The following is a 17,596-nucleotide window of genomic DNA, read 5'->3' as shown; positions in this document are numbered from 1 at the left end:
ACAAACATACTCTTTTTCCATTAAATTAAAAATATGGGTTTACATTTTATTGTAAAAAATGTAATGTGTAACAGTCGACTGCTTAATGAATATATTCATTAATATTAAACAGGAGTGGGATTAATTGCTACGATTTGTTGGATATGTTATTAATTTTTCTACTAAAATGCTTTTCTCTTTCGCTTTAATTGCTAGTATGTTTTCTGGAACCGTAGTTCTTGCTGCTGATAAAACTCAGTCATCGGTCTCCACCAATAAGACTGTCGTTCCTGTTCATGACATTGTACCAAAATCTTACTTTAAAACTTATGCAGGAAAGTTCGACTCAGTGGATGAGTTGAAAAAGGCTGCTGGTTACGATACCAACACCTCTAAAGCTTCAGCTAATCTTTCAACTAATGTAGAACCCAATAAGAGTATTAAAGTAGATTCGCTGGATGAATATGCTGCGCTGTTGTATTACTACAACGATTTAGCAACAAATGCTCAAAATAATCCTGTTGAAGTAGAGACAAACACAGTATCTACACTAGCGTCGTCAAATGATTACTGGACTACTTATTCTAAGAAATGGAATGATAATGGACTATCTTGGATGTACTCATACGTGACAGTTCATTTTGTTGATGGTAAGATTAATAGTGATCCAGCAACAACTGATAGTGCTCTATTGGGCTTCCATCCTGGGAATAGCTGGGAGCACAAAGCTGGTGCATCATATGCTACAATTAATAGTAACAGAACAGGTGGGTATGCCCACATTGTTGGTATTCTGACATTGTCGATTATATGGGAAGGTGTCGGAGATATTACTTCAAAGCAACTAGAACACGATTGGTCTTTCTAAGATTAACCCTACATTTAATATGAGGGAGCTACTCAGCTCCCTTTTTTCTCATATCTGTAATCAATTTAATTGATTACAAAATTCAAGGGGGTAATCTATTGAAAAAGCAAATGAATAAACGGAAAAGAACATTTCTAAGAATAATAATTGTAGTACTTGCATTTCTTCTTGTATATATGATTTTTGCTACTTATATTTATTTGTCCAGTTCTTCTCAGTAAACGGACCGACAGTCAATTCAAGTTGCTTATCCTATTCGTTATCGTGTCCTTCGGGACTTAAGGTGGTAAGGCGTCGTGAATACAACACACATCATCTGAAACCTCGAAAATCGAAATTAAAAAAGGTGCGAGTTTCACTACTATTTGCGGGATAACCTTCTTGACCTCCGGCAGAGTTTAACTACTTCGGATGATGTACAGCAGAACTCATTTTAACAACGATCATCCTGCAGTATTTGAGAACGAGGTTTTCTGTACCCTGAATTAGATTATGTTCTTGTCATGAATCGGGAATCGGACAATGTTCTTGTCAACATCTAGTCTCAGAACATTACCCGACAACAAACAAAATCACCCAAACAGGTAAAGCACTGATAATAAACTACCGATTTTGAAAAAACAATAAAAATTAGGGGGGCAAATATGCCTCCTTACACGCGAAACGAGCCTTAGAAACGATTCTAGAGGCTCGTTTTTCCTTGAGTATTTAGTTCAGCTCGGTAAAGAAGACTTTTTCAGTGCTCTCCCAAACAGGTAGCTAATCTTTCTCGCTGATGTTTCATTTGTTCGTATGCTCTTTCTTTCTCGTGTGTTCCAATACATTCCGAACAGAAGAACTCGGGCTCGTCATCATCGAATGATGAGAAATCAATTAGTCTGTATCATCACAAGCGCGACTACGACTACTTTTTTCCCGTTTGATATTTATTATACCATCAAAGCACCTTGTGATGGTCAAGTTTACAACCAAAGGAGGTAAATGTATGAAGGTAAAAATAAGCATATTTTTTGACTTCATCCGGAGTATCACCTTGATGGTAATGAGCATGAAATTTCTGAAATACCTCACGTACCCTGCATACCAATCATAGTAATACTCGATTAAATAAGCCGGTGCTGATACCACTTTTTGCCGAGAAATCTCTTCAGGAAGATCCCGCCCCGGACAGCCCATTCGCATTCCATTGCGAGCCAGACGCCCAGAATGCCCAAATGCAGAACAATACCCAAAATGTAACCGAGCACGACGCGGAACAGCCACATGGATAGCATGGAAACGATGGACGTAAATTTGGAATCGCCTGCCGCTCTAAGCGCAGAAGGCATGACAAAGCTGGTGGACCACAGCGGGATTTGGGCAATTGTATTGATAAGTACGATCAAGAAAATATCGTCAACAATTTCAGCGGGGGGATGAAACAGCGATACGAGCGGTTTAAAAATCGGCAGGATCAATAGCCCCATGACTACAAAGGAAAGCGAAGATGCCACAGTAAAAGATTTAGTGAATTTTCTAGCATCTTTGATATTTTCGCTTCCCATACACTGGCCGACCACCGTAATAATCGTCAAAGCCAGCGCATTCGCAGGAATTTGCATAACTCCGGCAAGAGCGGAGCAGATCGCGTTGGTGGCAATCGCATACGTGCCCAGGCTGACGATGAATATTTGGGTCAAAATTTTGCCACCGTTAAAAAACATCTGTTCCGCGGCGAACGGCAAGCCGATAAACATGATTTTTTTCAGCATGGATAGATTGAACGTCAGGATATCGCGGATTTTGATTTGCAGGCTGCTGTCCATCCGGAACAAATAATACAGAGCGCAAGCCGCCCCCAAATAACGGGCTGCATTGATGGAAATCGTCATGCCAAGAACGCCCATCTGCAAAAGATTGATAAACACGAGATTAAGGAGGACATACATCAGATTCATGATCAGCGACAGCACCAGCGACGCCCGCGTTCTTCCGGTTCCCCTGAGGGCTCCGCATACCGCTTCCACGACGGCGATCCCCAAGTAGGACACGCTGCTTCCGATCAAATACGTTCGGGCATTGGCCATGACATCCGGTTCAGCCGCGCCGAACAGCAGGTTAAGCAGCGGACCATGGAACAAAATGCCGAATAAACCGACGAAAAGCGCGAGCAGAGACACCGAAGATACAGCTCCGGCCGTCGCCTTGGAGACCATGGCATCGTTGCCGCTTCCTTTATACTGGGCCACTACAACCGTCCCGCCCGTCGCTACGGCGATAAACACGCTGAGAAGAAAAATATTAAGCGAGTCAATCATGTTCACCGCACTGATCGCGGCCACTCCCGCCGAGCTGATCATGGCCGTGTTGATCAAATTGAGGCCGACTACGAAAGCCTGGTCAATCAGAATCGGGATAAAAAGCGAGATCATCTGCCGGTAATCTATCGCTTCGCCGGAAAAATATTTATTAAGCAATCCTTGTTTAACGTTCGCATTGGGCTGAATCATAACCTCACTTCATTTCCAATAGAATATGTCGCCGAAAAAGAAAAAGGCTCTTCATATTTGAAGAGCTGCTCAAGGGATCGGCCTGCATTGATGTTATCTGTCTATTTAAATATGCGGTCGAGAGGACTCGAACCTCCACGGGGGGTTAGCCCACACGGACCTGAACCGTGCGCGTCTGCCAATTCCGCCACGACCGCGTATGCAATAAAAATAGTGCGGGCACAAAAAATAATATAGCATGAATTAATTGAAAGGACAATAAGAGTTTTTTAATTTAAAGTAGAGGGCGAAAAAGCTCCTCCATATTGTTAAGCACGATATCCGGAGAGGAATGAGCATGGCATCGGGTTCAATGATTACAAAATCGAGTGTCGGAATGTGTATAAGAGTGTCGAGCAATGAATAACACACTAATTAGCGCCGCTTCCCGCCCACCGCTCTGCTTCTTCCGGAAAATCGATAAACGGGTTGCGGTTGCCCTGCAGCTCGAAAACCGCCAAATTCCGATGCAATTCATAAAGCGTAACCGGAAAAGAGCGGTGCCATTCCAGCAGCAGCGTTTCATCGACATGGCTGCTGCCGATAACGCCGGGATAGCGCAGCAGGAAATAAAGGGTTGCGCGGGCGACAATGCCTTTGCCGTATTCAGGCTCAAATCGGCCGTCCTCCTGCTTGCCGCAGCCTGCAATCACATTCTGCACACTCGCTTCCGGCGTATAATCCAAAAAATCATAATACGGATTATTCCCTCTGCGGCTGTTGCAGCCCGGCTCGCAGGCAAACAGATGATGCAGGTCGCCCCGCATCGGTTCTCTCTTACCGAACCATGACTGCGGCACGACATGCTCGCAGTTCAGCATGATCTCTCCCGCCAGGCTTACATCATCCTCCGCTTCAAGCAGCCGGATATCCGCTTCAATTGCTTCAAGCGGGGACATAGCACGGCCGGAATACAGGCTTTTGAGCTGCCCATTCTCCTGCAGATCGACCCACGGATAGACATAGCGGTAAGGCTTGTAAGGCAGCCGGTGGTCATGAGTCCGGTCCAGCAGCTGCTGGAGTTCATGTATATTCGTAATGCCACCGCTGTAGTAACTAGCTTTCAGCTCGTTATCCCGCATTTCGTCGTAATAAGGGCGTTCGCCGGCCATCGCGAGGTGGATTTCCCTGGCCTCTTCCAGCTCAAGCGCCAGCATCCTCATATGCGTCATAGACTTAATACCTTCGCGATGACAGCGGGCGTGAAGACCTTGGCCAGTTCCTCCTGAGCTGTCAGGTACAAGAGTCCGTTGCCCTCCAGCCGCGGCGAGTTGCCAAGCGGGATCGTCCGCTTGATCAGCTGCGCATACAGCTCGGGTTCGGTCAGGTCACGGCCGAAGCTTTCGTTCGCGATCAGCTTGATCAGCGCCATCGCACCCGATACGTGCGGCGTCGCCATGGAGGTGCCACTGAGTGTCGCATAGGTCTTGTTCAAATAGGTTGACAGAATTCCCGCACCCGGCGCGACAAGGTCCACTTCATTATTCGAATTCGTAAAATTAGTCGAGTTCCGCTGTAAATCGACGGCGCCCACGCTGATGACTTCATTATAGGAGCCGGGATAGCCAAATTCGTCGGTAGCGAAATTACCGTCGCCTTCATTCCCCGCCGCGCAGATAACCAAAATATTCGCCGCCACCGCCCGCTGGATCGCTTCATGCATCTCCGGCACATCCTCCGGTCCGCCGAGCGACATGGAGATGATATCCGCCTTTTGCTCAACCGCGTAATTGATTCCATTGATAATCCACTCATATTGGCCTGAGCCGTCCTTGTTCAGCACCTTCAGGATCAGCAGATTCGCTTCCGGCGCTACACCAACCACACCGGTATTATTGCTGATCGCCGCTATCGTCCCGGCTACATGCGTGCCGTGCCCGTTATAATCCACAAATACGTCCGGATTGCCGTTGTCATCGTCCGTAAAATTCCGCCCGCCTGCGACCCGTCCCTTCAAATCCGGATGTGAGACTTCGCACCCCGTATCCAGAATGGCTACCGTAATGCCTTCGCCCTTTGTCTGGCCCCACACCGCCGGCGCCTGAATCATCTCGATGCCTTTCGGAATTTCGCTTACCTTCTGGGCCTGAGCTTCCACCCGATAAGGAAACAGCTTGATTTTCCGTCGTTCCATTTCTTCTCTCCTCCTCCTAAGAGTAAAATGAGAATCGCCAGCCAACGCACCCTTAAAATCTTAATTTTAGTATTTTTTGGAGTAACTTATTATAACACCTTCAAACTCTCTCATTCAATAAATAGGAACATTTGTTCTTGATATATTCATAGTTTAACAGAACATTCCAATTAAAACAATCAATTTATTGAATTCACTTTTAATCGCGTGACTCATTCCGTTCAACTCTTTATTCAATATTCTCAATTCTGTCACCGGGGATTTTGTAACATTTTATCCATCAATTGCACTTCCGTGTATTATATAATTATATAGTCCAGCTACAATTTCACGTTCACGAAACATTTCGACATGTATCGCCAAAGTATTGGAGGAAGTGAAAATCATGAATCAAATAGACGTGTACAAAGCGCTTGAAGCGTCGCCCAAAATGCCTGTTATTCCACCGGCAATCCGTGATATTTTTGAAATGATCAGACAACCGGATCAGCTGGATATCGATCTGCTTGCGGAAAAAGTAACGTTATACGATGAATTAAATCAAGCTGTTCTTGCAAATGTAAATTCCGGATATTATCAAATATCCAGAACGATCAATAATATAAATGAAGCCATAGTCTTCCTAGGCATGAAAACGATGCGGAACTTGTTGATTTATTTTATTACGGAACTGTTATTCCATGATGAATTTGGGAAATCCACGCTTTTCTCAAGCCATCAATACTGGAAGCATAATCTGGGAACCGCGGTAGCCTGCAATCTGCTCTCGTCCAAACTGAAGATCGGGGACAAATTTCAGCTTTTCTCCTATGGCCTATGTCATGATATTGGCTTCGCGATCCTCAACGCCTGTCTTCCGGAGCTTGTTGATAAGATATATGAAGCTATGAATCGAGGCGTCCATCATATCGTGGCGGAAAAAATCACCTTAGGAGGTAAGACCCACGCAGATATCGGCTCATGGATTTGTGAACGATGGGGTCTTCCCGAGGATCTGGGGCTGGTCGTAAAATATCACCATTCCCCTTTGCTGTCCACAGACAATCTAAACGAAATTGAACTCATTCACGTAGCCGACTGCATCAGTACGGAATATTATCAAAGGCTGATTGGACTGAATGTGCACCATCCGATCAATGCCAGAGTCATGCAAAACCTGGGCATCACCAAGGATATGGTGGAGGAAACAGGAGCATCGCTTCCGGACGAAGTCGAGCAAGTCAGCCGGATTTTCGCCTAATTGCACAGAAAAAAGGAGCTCGCCAGCTTGTGCAGCGGCAGGGCTCCTTTTGGTTTTTTTCAGAGTTCGCGTATGGCAGCTCAAAAGTTGAAATTATCAGGGTCCGGCCCCCAGCGGGCATTACGGTTCAGCGCATCGATGGCTCTCATATCTTCCTCGGCAAGTTCAAAATCAAAAATGTCGGCATTCTCCCGAATCCGGCTGTCATGAACCGATTTGGGAATGGTGACGAAGCCGTGCTGCAAGTCCCAGCGGAGGATAATTTGCGCAGGCGTCTTGCCGTATTTTCTTCCCAGCTCCCAAAGCAGGGGGATGTTTAACTGCCCACGGATCAGCGGTGCCCAAGCCTCGATTTGAATGCCGTTGTCCCGGCAAAAAGCGCGCAGCCGTTCCTGCGAAAGCAGCGGATGCAGCTCCACCTGATTAACCATCGGCGTGGTCTCGTAATTTTGCATGATCGCGTTTAAATGCTGCTCGTGGCAGTTGCACACCCCGATGGCGCGCACATAGCCTTCCCGGTATAATTTTTCAAAAGCCCTCCACGCTTCCAGGTACTTTCCTCTCGCCGGCCAGTGGATCAGATAGAGATCGATGTACTCAAGACCGAGCCTTTTTCTGCTGTTCTCAAACGCTTGAAGCGTCGTTTCATAGCCCTGATGTGGAATTCCAGACTTTTGTCGTGACGAACAGCTCCTGCCGAGGTACGCCGCTTGCCCTAATCGCTCTTCCCACTCCGTCTTCATTAAAATAGGCTTCCGCCGTATCGATGCTTCTATAGCCCGAGCGGAGTGCGGACAGCACTGACTGCTCCACCTGGCGGCCGTCCTCAACCTGATATACGCCAAACCCCAAGCGCGGCATTTTCACACCGTTATGGAGTGTTACGGTATCCGTAATCTTGTTCATATGATCGACATCCTTTCCATTCTACTTTTCAAGCCTGCTGCTTGGCCTGCTCCTGCCACATTTTTGGCAAATCCGCCTGATGGATCAGGGGGCGCGATACGGCAAAATATTCGATGTCCGTCGTATTCAATATTTCTTCCATCACAGCGGGCGTTCTGTTCAGTCCAACCAATATAACGGGAACCTGTACATCCTTAGCAATGAGCGCCGCATCGTCTCGAAGGACGGATTCCTTATAGGGAACCTAAGTTGATGTTTTTGATACTTGGGTTTGGCTTTTTTATTTGCGGGGATGCCCCCATACAGCCTGAACAGGCCGAAAAATGAAAAAGACACCCCGAAAGGTGCCTTATTTTACTCGATAATCGATATAGGTAATAACGATATGTGTGAATCCAAAAATCGCGGTCGGCACAATTGCCGGCCCTTTATGAAGCCAAATTTCCGCCAGAATGAAATACGCCACAGGTACAACAGCCATTCCAAGCAGCACGGTCAAAGTTTTGTAGCCTCTGAAATAGAAGATCCATAGCAAATAATATACAAATAGGAATATCGCCATACCTAAAGTATATGGACTTAGCAAAGGAGAATCGTGACGGCTTATCAAAAACACTAAAAGCAAGACAAAAATGGCCTGGCTTCCATGCTCGATAATATCCAAAATCAAATGTTTGCTTGGGGTTCTTCCCGATTCACTTGAATTTGGAAGCCAAAAATAAAACAGATTCGGTACCATAACCAATATGAAAACGACAAGCCCTTCCCACGAAAATCCCCAGAAATAACTCACTCTGTAGAACTCCTTTGCGAAAAATAGATGATGTATATTTAGTGCAACAGGAAATCAATGGATTTAGTTCTTTCGTTGTTATTATAGCATCGCAATGGAACGGAGCAATTGTTTTTGTTTCTGGTTTACATAATTATTGCTCTGGCGAGTCATCAAGGTGTCTAATTGCCGGAACAACCAAGCAAATTACTGCAATCCCAATAATCATTATACCGGACAGCATAAACCACCGATTCACACCGATTTGATCCGCAAAAACACCCGAAATGACCAGGCCAAGGGGCATTGCCAGAGCCATCACACTCCCGAATAATCCAAACACTCTTCCCAAATACTCCGGTTTAATTTGTTCCTGAAATAACGCCATCTGCACCCCATTGTAAAATGGCCCGGAAAAGCCCATTACGGCGCAGCATGCCATAAAAATGAAAAACCCGCTTGCAGGCAATAATCCCGAGATGAACAACGCAAAGCCCATTACGAAAATAGAAGTGACAATAGTAAGAGATCGGTTCTTGAAGCCTCCCCATTTGCCAAGGAGTAAACCCCCAGCCAACATGCCGACAGCAAAAATAATTTCTGCAGCGGATGCTTGTTTCATCGTTCCCCCGAAATAACCCATTACCATTAGAGGAAACAACGCATTAATCGGCATAAAAGCAAAAATGAATAATCCTCCAATCCAAAAAAGAGCAACTAAGCCTTTGTGATGTTTCAGCGCATCATATCCTGCTTTGAGTTCTTCTGTAAAGCTGCTTGGAGTAGCGGACTCTACGTGTCCCGGCTTCGGGATCGATATCATCGCGACCGCAATACAAGCGATCAATGCACCCACAACATCAATGGCGATAATCGCATTCAGATCCCAACTAGAGTACAGGAGCGCCGCGGCCGCCGGACTAATAATATAGCTGAACGATTGCACGGACTGACTGTACCCCGCACATTTCGCCAGCTGAACCTCCGGTACGATCAAAGGCGTTGTCGCATTCAAAAACAGCACAACCATAATCACCCAGACAGGCAAGTCCATATAAAAAGCGACCACGGCCAAAGAAGCAGCCGCTGCAGCAACGACAATATCCGCCCAAATCATTACTTTTTTGCGGCTCCAACGGTCCACCAGTACACCGATCATAGGCCCGCCAACCGCTTGCGGCAAAAATCCGACCAGCGTTGCCATGGAAAGCACCATAGCCGAACCTGTTTTTTCGGTCAAATACCAAATGATCGCCATTTGAAGAATAGCACTAGTAATCAGTGATATGGCTTGGCCCGCCCAAATTGTGAAAAAACTTCGTTTCCAATTCATCTTTTGATTTTTCATCATCTATTTCTCCCCGCATTTTTATTGGTTTTATTGATTTTTAGGCAATAAAAAATGCAGGCCTCAAGTCCACAATTACGGGCTTAAGTCTGCACTCCGACGAAAAAGCATAGAGAAATAAAAGGTATAGCGAATAGAGGCTATTCCTTAACTCATCCATGTTTACTCCAATTCGGAAAATAAGCACAACAAAAAATCCCATAAAAAATGGAAAAAAATCTGCTTTTGTATTGCCGTCTTATCTCCAGCGAATGGAATGCATGGATAAGCAAGCCTCCTTTAAAACAACCAGATTCGTACTCATCGTATTATTCAGATGATTATGTGTCAATCAGGATAATCTTTTTGACATATCTCTAGCATCTACCACTCAACCCCCAGTTGCAGAATATCAGCTACACTCATCTCTGGATAAATGGTGCTCCCGTTTCCAAGCTACTATAATAAAAACAGCGACGTCGCAATCCAATCTTGGGAGATGTGATTAATGATAAGTGCCGAAGCAGTCGGGAAACGGATTTGTACTCTTCGCAAAGAAAAACAATTGTCACAAGAACAATTGGCTGAACAATTAAATGTCAGCGCCCAAGCCGTTTCAAAGTGGGAGACAGGTTACTATCACATATATTGGCCCAATCGATCGACCGCATTTTGATGCCGCAGCAATTGGTTGTTCTTCAAGCCATGTACACCGATGGTTTTGAAAGCCACGATGTCACTCATTTTGTAAACCAGTTCGTTATCGACAATCAATTGACATTCATCCTTAATGACCAGACCCTCCCCCACCGCATTCAAAGCAAACGAATTAAGCTGCTGCTTATCAAATACCAGATCCCTTCGGGCACCTATGCCGCTTACGTTTTGCAGGATGACCTGTTAGTTATCAATCTCGATAGCGAGGGCTATGATCTATCCCCTGGAGAACTGGAATTTGTATGTTCTGCATACGGCAATGAGCGGAAGCATCAGAATATCATGAATAAAATGAAACATTATCAATATTTTAAGTGGAGCATTTCACCGTAACTCATGAGCTGTTCCCAGCCTTATCGAAAATCACGGTGAAGATTATCTCTTGCTTGTTTATGTAAACGCCACCGGCATACACGCCATAAGCTGCCTGGAAGGAGATACGATTCATTACACACCGGACCGGACGAAACTTTTTAGAAGTGACTCCGTGAATGATTGCTATATTGCTCAGGATGTGGGCCATCTGGGCTTTGGTCAAGGTATGGATTGTTCATGGGCAGGCGCTCTTTATCTTTCACTAAAAACCATGGGACAGGAAACCGCTTATGAAACCGTAATGGGCGTTTCCGGGGCGTGCTGGAGAGTCGCTTTTACCCCCGTTTGGGATTATAGCTCCGCGGATGCTCTGGTAGCTTACGACTATGCCGCTCCGGCATTTAAAACCTATGGCCTTCAGGTCAGCTGGACAGACCGGATCACATCCAAAGAACGCGAATTGGAAATGCAACACATCAAGGAAAGCATCAAAAAACATCACTTGCCGATAGCCATTAATCTGCGGGTTGCTCCCGAGTGGGGAATCATCACAGGCTATCTAAATGGTGGAGAAACCTTGCTGTGCCGGAGTTATTTTGACGATGAGACCTTTGAGGATCATAAGGATGACCCGGAATTTCAAGAGTACATGAAAATAAGCAAAGGGTACCTGAATGTGGATCAATGGCCTTTCATCCTCATTCGTTTTAACGGCGAAGTCGCAAAGCCATCCGCTCTGGACAATCTCTACGCTTCGCTTCAGGTCAAATTGGACTCCATGTACGCCGAGGAAAACAGAGGATATAAGCTAGGTTATCAAGCCCTGCAAGCATGGCGGGAAGGATTGCTGGATGAACGATGGTATCAAACAGCGAACCAGCAGGATTTTGCTCGAAGACTCGGCGTCAACCACTTTTGTCTAATGGCTCTGACAGATGCCAGAAGAAGTGCGGCAATCTATTTAAAGTATATGCTCTCATTCCCGGCGTCCTCCCTAACCGTGTACCTAAGCGAAATGGCGGACGTCTACGAGCAAATGCATTCCCGGCTTCAACCTTTCTACGCGAGTCTGACAGATGCGAAATCCTTGGACACCTACGATTCCCCAAAAAAAGCCTGGACGAAGGAGCAACGGCAGCATCAAGCGGATTTACTCCATTCCATCGAGATTCTGGAACAGCGAGGGGATGAGTTGGCCAGGCGAATCTTAGCAGCTACTGGAAAGGACTAAGACATTTTTGGAGGACGGCCTTCCCTGTACAGTAAAAACAGATGGTAGAATGAAAAAGACACCCGGAAGGGTGTCTTTCGCGGCTATATGGAGCCGAACGGCCTTTATTGAGGAAAGGTTTGCTGCGCCGGACTGGCCTTTATCCGATTTCGGTTCGCCCGCTTCCCTGTCGTTCCGATAAGCCACCGCCCGAAAGACAGCTTGCTGAGCAGCTTGGCAAGCCCGATCGAACCCGCCGCCGTTAGCGCAAAGGTAAGGACAGCCGCAGGCAGATGGTAGCCGGTGAGCGCAAGCGGCCTGGTGATGGAGCTGATCAGCATCAGAACAAAGGCATGAGCTAGAAAACCGCCAAAGGAATAAGTGCCGATAAAGCGAAAGATCCTGCACGCCGCTCCTCCCCTTGTCTGCACGAACCGTATAATACCGTACAGCAGTAGCAGCTGGGACACGATAAGAACGAAGGTAAAAGGCCTCAAATATCCGGCATAGTTCAGGTTTATCGTTTCCGTAGAATGGTTAAGGATCTCATAACCTTGCCAGATGTACAGAGCAATAAATGCAAATCCGAACCAGATAAAGCCATCTTCCACAAAACGCCGCCAGCGCTGAAGTCCCAAGGCGCAAACCGCGCCAAGCAGAAAGTAGAAAAAGTAAAACACAAAATAATACGATCGGTAAGAGAGTACGCTCGCCCAGAACCCGCCCCAATCGTCCGCCCAGTCCGGCATCCGGTAACTGGATAACCACATCAGGATGCCGTATAACGCACCCATAAAGGTAACGATCATAAACACGCGGCGGAAAGACGCTCCTCCCGGCATCGCTTGAAGCTTTTGGCGCACCTTCTGGATCGCAAGCGCAAACAGCGGGAATAAGAGATAATATTGAAAAATCATTGGAATAAACCACAGATGATAACCGTATGTCGGCAGGAACAGCTCATGGAGCAACGTCCTCGGCCAGTCTGCCGGATTTCCCAATTGACCGAATGCAACCCCCTGTACGGCGATCCAATAAATGACCGTCCAGCATACAAACGGCAAATAAATATCTACCAGCCTTTTTCGAACAAAAGGCCAATAGGAAAGCTTGCCGTTGTTGTTGTAAAACAGCAGCAGCCCGGACAGAAACACAAAAGCCGGCGTCCCGAAACGTGTGAAATCAAACAGCATCGCCAGCATTATTGCATCGGACTGCAAAATATCGCTCCGGTAAATATATTCCGCTATGCTGTGCTGCATGGTAATGGCGAGAAACGCAAACGCCCTTAACAGGGTTATTTCTTCGATCCGTTCTTTCTTTTTCGTCGGGAGCAAGTCGGTCTGCGGGGCAGCCTGCAAATCCAATGTCGTCACGGTTCGTTGCGGCATTTTATTGTCCTCCCCCCTTACTTTTGGGTAACATTCAACGATTCTAACCTATCAATATTAGCAGAAGCTTAAAAAACGGAATTCGATTAAATAATCGCCCGCAAAAAAATTCCCTCTACTAGTTTAGATGCAAAAAAACACCGGTCCAACGGGAGGCCACTGAAAAACTTACGTATTTTTCTTTGACGGCTTATGTCTCAAACAAAAAGACATCCATTTCCCACCTTTTAGGAACGGATGTCTTCTTTTTTAGGTCAAGTACGGCTCCATCATTCGGTAATTCTTAGTCTGTTAACTTTAAGATTCGTTTTAAATTCACAGCGAAAATTGTCATCGCCCCTTGCATTTCCATGCCAAGCAGACCCGAGGATGTCGCGACATCATACCCGTGTCCATGTTTGAGTTCACTGTTCTTCGCTTCAATTTTGTAGCGTTCCTTGGATTTTTCCTTGAAATACTCTGAATCTTGGAACGTCATTTGCTCGGTGTGCTCATCGGATTTAATACTTACCGAATAGCTTTTGCTTTTAGCGCCTTCTTTGTAGCACCCTTCCTTGAACGGACAATGCTTGCATAGTTTCACATCAAAATAATAGGTGTCTGTTTGATTTTTGCCGACCCCTTTTTTACCCTGCCGAGCCTTTCGAATGGCCATATGTCCAGCTGGACATACGTACATGCCTGCATCTTTGTTGAATAAAAATTCGTCTTCTTTCTTACGCGCACCTTGCGTGACGAGGGGATTTAGTTTGGCCACAAGTTCAATTTCATTTGTTTTCGTGTACGCAATATTATCTTTTTCGGAATATGCAGTATCCCCAATCACCGTTTTGACCTGCATGCCAGCTGCCTTGCTTTTTTCGATAAGGGTCTGCAATTGCTTGCCGTCATTCTTTTCACCGGTTGTAATGACAGCCGCCGTAATAAGGCGTTCCTCAGTCATCGCTAGATGAGTTTTGTATCCAAAAAATGCGGAATCTGCGCTCTTGTGGCCAACGCGCGCATCCGGATCCGCCGCCAGGCGAAGTTGCTCGACGTCATCCGCAACCGTTTCTTTCAGCAGGTTAAGCGGCTCCAGAATTTTTGGCACTTGTGCAATGCCACTCTCATTTTCGATGAAGTTGACGAGTTTTTGGCAGTACGCAATTTCATCTTCGAGTTCGCTCGTTGTATTCTTTGCCGGCATTTTGACCTTGACTGACTCATCCATGGTGTACACGGCTTTTCGCAATTTCCGTGCACGGTCTTGTAGAATTTCTTGAGGCGTTTTCTGGTTGTAACGTGCTTTCGTATGCGTGGCGTCGACGATGATGGAATTGCTCTTTAGGATATTTTGCTCGATGGCAAGTTCTACGGTCTTGCCGATGAGCATGTCCAAAAGGTTGATATCTTTCAAACGTAGTTTACGGAACTTCGTTAAGGAACTCGGATCGATGACCGGGTCTTCCGGCGCCATGCCGAGGAAGTACTTGAACGACAGGTCGTACTTTGAACGCTCCACGATGTCGACGTCAGAGAGTTCAAAAATGGCTTTCAGCAGTAAATATTTAAACATGCGCACCGGATCAATGGCGTTGCGTCCATTATCCAAGCAATACTTTGTTTCCAGTTCTTCGTATATGAAAGTGAAATCCACCAATTCATTGATTTGACGGAGTATATTGTCCTTCGGGACAACGATGTCATACAATGCCGCATAAGGACTCAAAACTAAGGTTTGTTGTTGCCGAATCATCCACTCACACCCGCTTTTTTGTTAGATGACTTCAGTATAAAACAAAAAAGGTACAGCCTCTTCAATTTTCTTGAAGATCTGTACCTTTTCCTATGAGACGGACTTTTTCAGTGGCCTCTCCAACGGATCGGTGTTTTTCGCATGGTATGGAGCCAAATCTTAAATCCACGATTTACTCCCTCAAATATTAAGACCATCCTGAGCTTTGAATCTCCTCAACAAAATATGACTTTCCACTCTGACAATTCCTTCGATGGAATATACCGAATCCCGCAGAAATCGATCCAAAGCCTGATGATCTTCCACAAGGATATGCATATGGAGCGTGCAGGGGCCTGTCATTTGATACAGAACGGCAACCTTCTGGTTTGCCATCAACATTTCCGCTACACTTTCGAAATATTTCGGCTCTACATCAATTTCCAGAAAAGCGGAAACCTTCTTTCCTAACTTCTCCGCATTGATGACGATGGAGAACTGCTCAATAATTCCTTCTTCTATAAGCCTGTCGATCCGTTCCCGGACTGCCACCCTCGACAAACCGACTTCTTTGGCTAGATCGACGTAAGACAATCTGCTGTTTTTGGAAAGCTGGTGCAAAATAAGCGTGTCTATTTGATCCAACATATTTGGTATCACCCCATTATCCTCATATTTAGGATTGTAGCAAATAAAGAAGGACGTTGAAAAGAAGCGTTCTCTTTAATGTCATGTTTTCTATCATAGTTAAACCATTATAGCCACCTTATTCATACATTTTGACCAATATCAATCAACCATTTATATCCAACATGAAACAAAATATATGAAAACGGTTACCTTTTGTAATGATTTTATTATATATCAATCAAAATGTATGTGTTTTTTCAAATTTGGTTACTTTTTATCAAAAAAGTATTGACGTAATGTAATATGACTTATATTGTTATGATAAATATCACATTTAGGGGAGATGGTACACTCATGAAGAGGTTGCAGCTGGTTGGTATGTTAGTTTTGTGCTTAATTCTTATTACCGCTTGTTCCAATAACTCAGTATCATCCGGGGGATCTAACTCTGGGACAGGTTCTGCAGCCGGGTCTGCAAAAGAGACTAGTACTAAGTTTCCTGAAAAACCCGTTAAAATGGTTATCCCTTATCCACCGGGCGGAGGTTCCGATGTATTGTTCCGGTTGGTCGCCTCTTACGCCGAGAAGCATCTGGGCAAACCGATTGTACCGGTCAATATGGCAGGCGCATCAGCAACTATTGGTTCCAGGTATGTAAAAGATGCCGCTCCGGACGGCTATACGATTCTCGGATCTCACCAGGTTGTTGCCGCAGCGCAGCATACCGGAATTGTAGATTACGGCTTTTCTTCTTTCGAAGGCATCGCCCAGATTACGTCCACCCCGCACATTCCTGCAGTCACCAAAGAATTCTCCCAAAAGAACAATGTCAAAAACATGACCGATTTTATCAATTATGTGAAAAAAAATCCCGGTAAAGTGATTTGGGCCTATACGGTCGGATCCGAGGACCACTACACCATTGCGTCGCTTTTGGACAAAGCGGGCGTAGATACGAAATCGTTGAAATACGTAAACTATCCGGGTACCGGGCCACAATATGCCGCCATGGTCGCCAATCAGGTCGAAGGTATGGTTGCCGACTACGCATCCGGTAAAGGATATTTTGAGTCGGGCGATCTGGTACCGCTCGGTATCGTAAACACGGAGCGCGATGCCGCATTGCCGAATGTGCCTACAATGATTGAACAGGGTATCGATTTCTCCCTTCCGGTATCCCGTGGAATGTTTGCACCGAAAGGAACTCCGGCCGAAATTCTCGATGTGCTGGACAACGCATACGAGAAAGCTTTGGCAGATCCGGAGCTGCAGAAAAAAATTAAAGACTTGGGCAGCAATCCGAAGTTCGTGCCGCATGACGAGTTCAGCACTTTTGTGAAAGATCTGGACGCGGAAATGGCCAAGCTTGCAGACAAAATGAAGTAAGGGGTATTTCTATGGCAGACAAAATCTTTTCAATCGTTACATTAACCATAGCCGGGATTTTTCTTATCAATTCCCGGCTTTTTGCGGAGAAATCTGGCACACAAGCCGTTTCCTCCGCTTTTTTCCCAAGAATAATCATTTATGCGCTCATCTTCTCTTCACTCATCCTTCTAGTATCAAGCTTCCTCAAAAAGAGCAAACAACAGGGCGAAGGCGCTAAAGGAGCTTCAATCGCTTTCTTGCGGCATCATTGGCGCGTACCCTTCATGTTCGCATGGTTTATGATTTATTTGATCTTGATGCCGATTCTAGGATTTTTCCCAAGCACGGTTTTGTTCCTTTTTGTCGGATATCTTGTACTCAATGTCTCGTTTGTCAAGAAAAAGCTTTTCTTATATATTCCTCTGTCTTTGATTTTAACTTTTGTCATTCAGTTTATTTTTGAGAATGAATTGCAGGTTATCCTGCCTTAGTATGAT

15 protein-coding genes, 1 tRNA gene and 1 pseudogene are annotated in these 17,596 nt (G+C 45.6%); 7 read left to right on the top strand and 10 right to left on the bottom strand.

Going from position 1 to position 17,596, the window contains the following annotated elements:
• Positions 1 to 124: 124 nt before the first annotated feature.
• Positions 125 to 847, top strand: coding sequence for a hypothetical protein (locus PUR_RS01230; protein WP_179033673.1), 723 nt, complete (start codon positions 125 to 127; stop codon positions 845 to 847).
• A gap of 1,103 nt (positions 848 to 1,950) precedes the next feature.
• On the opposite strand, the gene PUR_RS01225 is transcribed toward PUR_RS01230, so the two are convergent.
• From PUR_RS01225 to PUR_RS01210, 4 genes are all read right to left on the bottom strand, one after another.
• On the bottom strand, positions 1,951 to 3,336 hold the full coding sequence (locus PUR_RS01225) for an MATE family efflux transporter (RefSeq protein WP_179033672.1): 1,386 nt from the start codon (positions 3,334 to 3,336) through the stop codon (positions 1,951 to 1,953).
• A gap of 112 nt (positions 3,337 to 3,448) precedes the next feature.
• A tRNA-Leu gene (locus tag PUR_RS01220) sits at positions 3,449 to 3,533 on the bottom strand.
• Between the two features lie 213 nt (positions 3,534 to 3,746).
• On the bottom strand, positions 3,747 to 4,547 hold the full coding sequence (locus PUR_RS01215; RefSeq protein WP_179033671.1) for an endonuclease I family protein: 801 nt from the start codon (positions 4,545 to 4,547) through the stop codon (positions 3,747 to 3,749).
• The gene (locus tag PUR_RS01210) at positions 4,544 to 5,509 is read right to left on the bottom strand and encodes a S8 family peptidase (protein ID WP_179033670.1); all 966 of its coding nucleotides are present in this window, start codon (positions 5,507 to 5,509) and stop codon (positions 4,544 to 4,546) included. The genes PUR_RS01215 and PUR_RS01210 overlap by 4 nt, the downstream gene beginning before the upstream one ends.
• 385 nt (positions 5,510 to 5,894) lie before the next feature.
• Here PUR_RS01210 and PUR_RS01205 point away from each other — a divergent pair, with 385 nt between their 5' ends.
• Positions 5,895 to 6,749, top strand: coding sequence for an HDOD domain-containing protein (locus tag PUR_RS01205; RefSeq protein WP_179033669.1), 855 nt, complete (start codon positions 5,895 to 5,897; stop codon positions 6,747 to 6,749).
• Positions 6,750 to 6,829: 80 nt separating this feature from the next.
• On the opposite strand, the pseudogene PUR_RS01200 reads toward PUR_RS01205, so the two are convergent.
• The 3 genes and pseudogenes from PUR_RS01200 to PUR_RS01190 all read right to left on the bottom strand — a co-directional run bounded on the left by PUR_RS01200 (position 6,830) and on the right by PUR_RS01190 (position 9,775).
• Positions 6,830 to 7,655 (bottom strand): annotated as a pseudogene (locus PUR_RS01200) (aldo/keto reductase).
• 349 nt (positions 7,656 to 8,004) lie between these two features.
• Positions 8,005 to 8,448, bottom strand: a complete 444-nt coding sequence (locus tag PUR_RS01195) for a hypothetical protein (RefSeq protein WP_179033668.1) — start codon at positions 8,446 to 8,448, stop codon at positions 8,005 to 8,007.
• A 133-nt stretch (positions 8,449 to 8,581) separates the two neighbouring features.
• A complete protein-coding gene (locus PUR_RS01190) occupies positions 8,582 to 9,775 on the bottom strand; it encodes an MFS transporter (protein WP_442953818.1) in 1,194 nt (397 codons plus the stop codon).
• 487 nt (positions 9,776 to 10,262) lie between these two features.
• Here PUR_RS01190 and PUR_RS01185 point away from each other — a divergent pair, with 487 nt between their 5' ends.
• The 3 genes from PUR_RS01185 (at position 10,263) to PUR_RS01175 (ending at position 12,017) form a co-directional block, all read left to right on the top strand.
• On the top strand, positions 10,263 to 10,430 hold the full coding sequence (locus tag PUR_RS01185) for a helix-turn-helix domain-containing protein (RefSeq protein ID WP_179033667.1): 168 nt from the start codon (positions 10,263 to 10,265) through the stop codon (positions 10,428 to 10,430).
• Positions 10,403 to 10,804, top strand: coding sequence for a hypothetical protein (locus PUR_RS01180; protein ID WP_179033666.1), 402 nt, complete (start codon positions 10,403 to 10,405; stop codon positions 10,802 to 10,804). Before PUR_RS01185 ends, PUR_RS01180 begins: the two co-directional genes overlap by 28 nt.
• Before the next feature lie 154 nt (positions 10,805 to 10,958).
• Positions 10,959 to 12,017 (top strand): hypothetical protein, encoded by a 1,059-nt coding sequence (locus PUR_RS01175; RefSeq protein ID WP_232101666.1) that lies wholly within the window; start codon positions 10,959 to 10,961, stop codon positions 12,015 to 12,017.
• Positions 12,018 to 12,121: 104 nt separating this feature from the next.
• Here the strand turns inward: PUR_RS01175 and PUR_RS01170 are convergent, their stop codons facing one another.
• The 3 genes from PUR_RS01170 to PUR_RS01160 form a co-directional block, all read right to left on the bottom strand.
• Positions 12,122 to 13,387 (bottom strand): acyltransferase, encoded by a 1,266-nt coding sequence (locus PUR_RS01170; protein ID WP_179033664.1) that lies wholly within the window; start codon positions 13,385 to 13,387, stop codon positions 12,122 to 12,124.
• Positions 13,388 to 13,670: 283 nt separating this feature from the next.
• The gene (locus tag PUR_RS01165; RefSeq protein ID WP_179033663.1) at positions 13,671 to 15,122 is read right to left on the bottom strand and encodes an IS1182 family transposase; all 1,452 of its coding nucleotides are present in this window, start codon (positions 15,120 to 15,122) and stop codon (positions 13,671 to 13,673) included.
• A 180-nt stretch (positions 15,123 to 15,302) separates the two neighbouring features.
• Positions 15,303 to 15,749: an Lrp/AsnC family transcriptional regulator gene (locus tag PUR_RS01160; protein WP_165103569.1), complete on the bottom strand. Its 447-nt coding sequence runs from the start codon at positions 15,747 to 15,749 to the stop codon at positions 15,303 to 15,305.
• Positions 15,750 to 16,286: 537 nt separating this feature from the next.
• On the opposite strand from PUR_RS01160, the gene PUR_RS01155 reads away from it, so the two are divergent.
• Positions 16,287 to 17,117 (top strand): Bug family tripartite tricarboxylate transporter substrate binding protein, encoded by an 831-nt coding sequence (locus PUR_RS01155; RefSeq protein ID WP_232101665.1) that lies wholly within the window; start codon positions 16,287 to 16,289, stop codon positions 17,115 to 17,117.
• Positions 17,118 to 17,128: 11 nt separating this feature from the next.
• Positions 17,129 to 17,590, top strand: coding sequence for a tripartite tricarboxylate transporter TctB family protein (locus PUR_RS01150; RefSeq protein ID WP_179033661.1), 462 nt, complete (start codon positions 17,129 to 17,131; stop codon positions 17,588 to 17,590).
• The last annotated feature ends 6 nt before the right edge of the window (positions 17,591 to 17,596 follow it).

It is taken from the genome of Paenibacillus sp. URB8-2 (genome assembly GCF_013393385.1).
Taxonomy (GTDB): domain Bacteria; phylum Bacillota; class Bacilli; order Paenibacillales; family Paenibacillaceae; genus Paenibacillus_AQ.
Note: the sequence above shows the minus strand (reverse complement) of the source record. Positions and strands in the feature narration are given on the sequence as shown.

Excerpts from the sequence above, each read along its gene's own strand:
- PUR_RS01225 (WP_179033672.1), bottom strand. The coding sequence starts at position 3,336 with ATGATTCAGCCCAATGCGAACGTTAAACAAGGATTGCTTAATAAATAT.
- PUR_RS01215 (WP_179033671.1), bottom strand. The coding sequence starts at position 4,547 with ATGACGCATATGAGGATGCTGGCGCTTGAGCTGGAAGAGGCCAGGGAA.
- PUR_RS01210 (WP_179033670.1), bottom strand. The coding sequence starts at position 5,509 with ATGGAACGACGGAAAATCAAGCTGTTTCCTTATCGGGTGGAAGCTCAG.
- PUR_RS01205 (WP_179033669.1), top strand. The coding sequence starts at position 5,895 with ATGAATCAAATAGACGTGTACAAAGCGCTTGAAGCGTCGCCCAAAATG.
- PUR_RS01190 (WP_442953818.1), bottom strand. The coding sequence starts at position 9,775 with ATGAAAAATCAAAAGATGAATTGGAAACGAAGTTTTTTCACAATTTGG.
- PUR_RS01185 (WP_179033667.1), top strand. The coding sequence starts at position 10,263 with ATGATAAGTGCCGAAGCAGTCGGGAAACGGATTTGTACTCTTCGCAAA.
- PUR_RS01170 (WP_179033664.1), bottom strand. The coding sequence starts at position 13,387 with ATGCCGCAACGAACCGTGACGACATTGGATTTGCAGGCTGCCCCGCAG.
- PUR_RS01165 (WP_179033663.1), bottom strand. The coding sequence starts at position 15,122 with ATGATTCGGCAACAACAAACCTTAGTTTTGAGTCCTTATGCGGCATTG.
- PUR_RS01160 (WP_165103569.1), bottom strand. The coding sequence starts at position 15,749 with ATGTTGGATCAAATAGACACGCTTATTTTGCACCAGCTTTCCAAAAAC.
- PUR_RS01150 (WP_179033661.1), top strand. The coding sequence starts at position 17,129 with ATGGCAGACAAAATCTTTTCAATCGTTACATTAACCATAGCCGGGATT.